A 4999-nucleotide genomic window follows, 5' to 3' on the forward strand; every position below is an offset into this window, starting at 1 on the left:
CCCACCCCCGAACAGACCACGCCCGCAGCGTGGACGTCGCGGGACCAGCCGAAAACAACTAGCCCCCCAAGCTGATTGGCGCTGCATGACCCATTACTGGTCAACTCTTAGCTCTTAGCTCTTGGCGTAGATGGCGTCGATGGCGTCGGCGAACTTCTCGGCGACCACCTTGCGCTTGACCTTCAGTGTCGGCGTCAACTCGCCGGTGGCCTCGGTGAAGTCCACCGGCAGAATGCGGAACTTGCGGATCGACTCGGCGTGCGACACTTCCTGATTGGCCTGCTTGACCGCGGCATCGACCTCAGCCACCAGGTCCGGGTCGTCGATCAGGTCCGCCGTCGAGGCGTCGGCGGCCTTGCCGTTGCGCTGCTTCCAGCCCACCAGTGCCTCCGGATCGACGGTGATCAGCGCACCGATGAACGGCTTCGCGTCGCCGACCACCATCGCCTGGCTGATCAGCGGGTGCGCCCGCAGCTGATCCTCCAGCACCGCGGGTGCCACGTTCTTGCCCCCTGCGGTGACGATGATCTCCTTCTTCCGGCCGGTGATCTTCAGGTAGCCGTCCGAGTCGATCGCACCCAGGTCGCCGGTCTTGAACCAGCCGTCGGAGATCGCCTCGGCGGTGGCCTGCTCGTTGCGCCAGTAGCCGCCGAACACCACGCCGCCACGGACCAGCAGCTCGCCGTCGTCGGCGATCCGCATGCTGTTGCCCGGCACCAGCGTCCCGACTGTGCCGACCTTGACCCGGGCGACCGGATTGACCGCGACGGCGGCGGTGGTCTCGGTCAGGCCGTAGCCCTCGTAGACGGTGAGGCCGGCGCCTCGGTAGAAGTGGCCCAACCGCGCGCCGAGCGGCCCGCCGCCGGAGATGGACGCGTCGCAGTCGCCACCGAGTGCGGACCGCAGCTTGTGGTAGACCAGCCGGTCGAAGACCGCGTGCTTGGCACGCAACAGCAGGCCCGGGCCGCCGTCGTCGAGGGCCTGACTCCAGTCCACCGCAGCCTGGGCGGCCGCCTGGAAGATCCGGCCCTTGCCGCTGTCGGCGGCGTTCTGCGCGGCGGTGTTGTACACCTTCTCGAATACCCGCGGCACCGCCACCACCACGGTCGGCTTGAACACCGCGAACATCGGCACCAGGTTCTTGATGTCGCTGGTGAACCCGACGGTGACCCGGTAGGTGAAGGCCGCCTGGGTGAGGGCCCGGGCCAGCACATGGGCCAGCGGCAGGAATACCAGCAGCCGCTGGCCGGGGCCGAGCAGGGTCGGCAGCGCAGCCTTGGTGCCGCGCACCTCGTGGACCAGGTTCGAGTGGGTGAGCTGGCAGCCTTTGGGCCGTCCGGTGGTGCCCGAGGTGTAGATCAGTGTCGCCGGGTCCGCGGCACGCAGGGCGGCCAGTCGGGCGGTGAGCTCGGTCGGGTCGTGCGCTGCGCCCGCCCCGGTGAGTACGTCGAGGGCTTTCGGCCCGGCCCCGTCGATGGTCAGCACCCGCCGCAGCGACGGAAGATCGGTGCTCAGCTCCTCGGCCACCGTGGCATGCGCATCGGTCTCGGCCAACAGCAGCACCGCGGCCGAGTCCTGCATTGCCCAGCGCACCTGCTCGGGGGAGGACGTCTCGTAGATCGGCACGGTCACCGCGCCGACGGACAGGATCGCGAAGTCCAGAATCGGCCACTCGTACCGGGTGGCGGAGAAGATGGCCACCCGATCGCCCGGCTGCACGCCGAGGTCGATCAGACCCAAAGCGGCGGACCGGACCTGGGCGGCCACCGCCGCGCAGGTGACGTCGGTCCAGGCGCCGTCGACCTGTCGCTGGAAGACGACGTGGTCGGGATTGTCGCGTTCGTGTTCGAAGACCACCGAGACGACGTTGTCGTGCTCGTCGACGGTGAACGGTGCCGGGACGCTGAACTCACGCACTACGCTGGCCTCTCCTGGACGGCTGGCTGTCTCAGCCCACCCTAGTCGGGGTGTGGTTGTGCTCACGGTGGGCCCGGTATGTGAAGCTGAGGCGGTGAGCAGCATCCAGGTCGCCGACCAGACGTTCGTCGCCGCGCCGGGGGAACGGGTCGGCGCGGCGATCGCCGATCCGGCCCGCTGGCGCCGGTGGTGGCCGGACCTGCGGCTGGCCGTCGTCGAGGACCGCGCCGAGAAGGGGATTCGGTGGACGGTCACCGGCCCGCTAACCGGCACCATGGAGATCTGGCTGGAGCCGGTGCTGGACGGGGTGGTGCTGCACTATTTCCTGCACGCCGAGCCGTCCGGCGCGACGGCGTCGCAGCTGGCCCGGATGAACCTGGCTAAGACGACGCATCGTCGCCGGGCGGCGGGTAAAGAGATGGCGTTCGAGGTGAAGGCCGAACTGGAACGTTCGCGTCCGGTGGGCGTGTCGCCGTCGGCGACCTGACCGGGCCTGACCGAGGCGGCATCGGGCGCGGGAAGGTAGCGTCTCTGTCGGGAGACCGGCGGCGAGTGAACGACTTAGGAAGCGACGACGTGGCGGACAAAGCGACGCAGACGATCTACATCGAGGCAGATCCGGACACGGTGATGAACGTCATCGCCGACATCGGCGCCTACCCCGACTGGGTGTCGGAGTACAAAGAAACCGAGGTGCTGGAGACCGACGCCGACGGTTACCCCAAAGTGGCCCGGCTGGTGCTCGATGCGACGGTGATCAAAGACACATTGGTCCTGTCATACGACTGGTCCGGAGACCGGCGGTCGGTATCCTGGACGTTGGTGTCGAGTTCGCTGCTGAAGGCGCTGGACGGCGAATATCACTTGGCGGCCAAGGGATCCGGAACCGACGTCACATACATTCTGTCGGTCGACTTGATGATCCCGATAATCGGCCTGCTCAAGCGCAAAGCCGAGCGGCGGTTGACCGACACCGCACTGAAGGATCTGAAGAAGCGAGCCGAGGCTGAGTGAATCTGGGTGAGTCAGGGATGTCCGCTCTGGCCCGGATCAGTCTGTTCGTCGGCAAGGGCGGGGTAGGGAAATCGACCCTGGCGGCCGCGACCGCCGTGACCGGTGCGCGGTCGGGACGCCGGGTGCTGCTCGTCTCCACCGACCAGGCCCACTCCGTCGGCGACGTGCTCGGCGTGCCGGTGCCGCCCAGTGGCCGGCCGGAACCGGTCGACGTCGTCGTCGACGGTGTCGAAGCCAACGGCGGTGCGCTGGGCGCCCTGGCGCTGGACACCTTGGCGCTGCTGGAGGCGGGCTGGCGGCAGGTGGTCGGTGCGATTTCCGGCCGCCTTCCCGATTCGGAGCTGGGCGACATTGCGCCCGAAGAGCTTTCCGCGCTGCCCGGTGTTCAGGAGCTGCTCGGGTTGCACGAGGTCGCCCGGTTGGCGGGCAGCGGCCAGTGGGACCACGTCGTGGTCGACTGCGCCTCCACGGCCGACGCGCTACGGATGCTGACCCTGCCGGCAACGCTGGCCTGGTACACCGAGCGGGCCTGGCCGCGGCATCGCCGGCTCACCGCGGACGACGACCGGTCGATGGCCCTGGTCGAGCTGACCGAGCGGGTGGCGGCGGTGGCCGACCGGCTCACCGCGCTGCTCACCGACGGGCAACGGGTTTCGGCGCACCTGGTGCTGACCGCCGAACGCGTGGTCGCCGCCGAAGCGGCCCGAACCATTTCCTCGCTGACGCTGATGGGCGTGCGCATCGAGGAACTGATCGTCAATCAGATTCTAATGCAGGATGATTCGTACTCCTACACCGATCTTCCGGACCACCCCGCGTTCGACTGGTATGCGGAGCGGATCCATGAACAGCAAGCCGTCCTCGACGAGTTGGACGACACAATCGGTGACCTGGCCCTGGTGCTGACCCCGCAGCTGGCCGGCGAGCCGATCGGCCCGAAGGCGCTCGGCGAGCTGCTCGACAGCGCCCGCCGGCGGGGCGGGTCGGCGCCGCCGGGGCCGGTTCGTCCGGTGGTGGACCGCGAGTCGGGCTCGGGATTGGCTGCGGTATACCGGCTGCGGCTAGAGTTGCCGCAGGTGGATCCGGGAGCCCTCACCCTCGGCCGGGTGGACGACGACCTGATCGTGGGCGTCGGCGGGCTGCGGCGCAGAGTGCGGTTGGCGTCGGTGCTGCGACGCTGCACTGTGCTGGACGCGGCGCTGCGCGGCGACGAGTTGACGGTGCGCTTCCGTCCGGACCCGCGGTTGTGGCCGGCCTAACCGCCGGTGACGAGGCGAAGCGATGTGGGCGGGGGAGAGGAGACGCGCGTGAACGGCGGTCACCCCGAGCTGGGCGAGCTGGGTCCAGAGCTGCGCAGGCTGGCGCAGGCCATGCTGGACGCGATCGACCCCGCGGTGCGGGCCGCCGCGAACCTGGCGCCCAGCGACGGCCCCGGAAAATGCCAGCAGGCCTGGTGCCCGGTGTGCGCGCTGGCGGCGATGGCGACCGGGGAAGAGCACCCGATGCTGACGGCCGTCGCCGAGCACAGTGTCGCGCTGCTCGCGGTGATCCGGGCCGCCGTCGAGCAGACCTCGCAGCCGCCGGAACCGGAGCCGCCCCGGCCGGACGGTGGGCCCGGCCCCGGCAGCGACCAAGCCGCCAAGACCGGCTACCAACACATCCCGGTCACCATCGAGGAGTGAGGCCCGCCGAGTCGGGTCGGCCGATCAGGGCGGGCGCTAGGCATCCGAAACCTGCTGGTTCATCCTCTCCTCGTGCCTGGACCCGATCAGATCGCCGTCCCCGAGGTGCTGCCGGTTACGGCGTCGTCGTGGCACACCGCGGTGCTGGCGGGTCATGCCGCTGTGGGGATCGCCGCGCCCGGTGTGGCGGCTCAGCCGAGTGTGCAGGCGATGAGCGCGGTGCGCGCCGCAGCCGGGGCACGTCAACCAAGCTGGCCGGTTGACCACCACCAGTTCTGTCAAGGTGACTACCGCCGATGCGGTGTTCGTCTCCACTGAGGCGTGCAGGGAGGCCGCGGTGAGCATCGATGGGCTGCTGGCGTAGGGGGTGTCGGTGACCGATCTGG

6 protein-coding genes are annotated in these 4999 nt (G+C 69.3%); 4 read left to right on the forward strand and 2 right to left on the reverse strand.

The genetic code is table 11. The features are described from left to right. Window positions 1-114: 114 nt before the first annotated feature. On the reverse strand, window positions 115-1917 hold the full coding sequence (locus AC2VNT_RS03465) for an AMP-dependent synthetase/ligase (RefSeq protein WP_486945529.1): 1803 nt from the start codon (window positions 1915-1917) through the stop codon (window positions 115-117). Window positions 1918-2011: 94 nt separating this feature from the next. Here AC2VNT_RS03465 and AC2VNT_RS03470 point away from each other — a divergent pair, with 94 nt between their 5' ends. From AC2VNT_RS03470 to AC2VNT_RS03485, 4 genes are all read left to right on the forward strand, one after another. Next, window positions 2012-2404 carry an SRPBCC family protein gene (locus AC2VNT_RS03470; protein ID WP_486945530.1) on the forward strand — a complete coding sequence of 131 codons (393 nt, stop codon included), beginning with the start codon at window positions 2012-2014 and terminating at the stop codon, window positions 2402-2404. 89 nt (window positions 2405-2493) lie between these two features. Then, window positions 2494-2931 carry an SRPBCC family protein gene (locus AC2VNT_RS03475; RefSeq protein WP_486945531.1) on the forward strand — a complete coding sequence of 146 codons (438 nt, stop codon included), beginning with the start codon at window positions 2494-2496 and terminating at the stop codon, window positions 2929-2931. A 17-nt stretch (window positions 2932-2948) separates the two neighbouring features. Then, on the forward strand, window positions 2949-4190 hold the full coding sequence (locus tag AC2VNT_RS03480) for an ArsA family ATPase (protein WP_486945532.1): 1242 nt from the start codon (window positions 2949-2951) through the stop codon (window positions 4188-4190). 48 nt (window positions 4191-4238) lie between these two features. Beyond that, entirely contained in the window at window positions 4239-4613 is a 375-nt protein-coding gene (locus AC2VNT_RS03485) for a hypothetical protein (protein ID WP_486945533.1), read from the forward strand. 36 nt (window positions 4614-4649) lie between these two features. On the opposite strand, the gene AC2VNT_RS03490 is transcribed toward AC2VNT_RS03485, so the two are convergent. Next, a partial coding sequence (locus AC2VNT_RS03490) for a hypothetical protein (RefSeq protein WP_486945534.1) occupies window positions 4650-4999 on the reverse strand: 350 nt, incomplete at its 5' end.

It is taken from the genome of Mycobacterium sp. TH-M15 (assembly GCF_057473705.1).

Coding starts and splice junctions, on each gene's coding strand:
- AC2VNT_RS03480 (WP_486945532.1), top strand. CDS start 2,949: ATGTCCGCTCTGGCCCGGATCAGTCTGTTCGTCGGCAAGGGCGGGGTA.